General features: G+C 70.1%; 1 protein-coding gene. It reads right to left on the reverse strand.

All coding sequences use genetic code 11. The annotated features are described in order from the left end of the window. A partial coding sequence (locus IG78_RS43745) for a carboxyl transferase domain-containing protein (RefSeq protein WP_037687880.1) occupies positions 1 to 204 on the reverse strand: 204 nt, incomplete at both ends.

Raw genomic sequence — 204 nt, forward strand, 5'->3', positions numbered from 1 at the left:
GTCGATGACGTCGTCGACCAGGCCGCGTTCGGCGGCGTAGTAGGGGTGCATCAGCTCGGCCTTGTACTCCTTGACCATGCGGGCCCGCATCGCCTCGGGGTCCTTGGCCGCGGCGATCTGGCGGCGGAAGATGACGTTGGCCGCGCCCTCGGCGCCCATGACGGCGATCTCGTTGGTGGGCCAGGCGTAGGTGAGGTCGGCGCC

Origin of the sequence: Streptomyces aureocirculatus, from assembly GCF_000720475.1 — a bacterium.
Taxonomy (GTDB): domain Bacteria; phylum Actinomycetota; class Actinomycetes; order Streptomycetales; family Streptomycetaceae; genus Streptomyces; species Streptomyces aureocirculatus.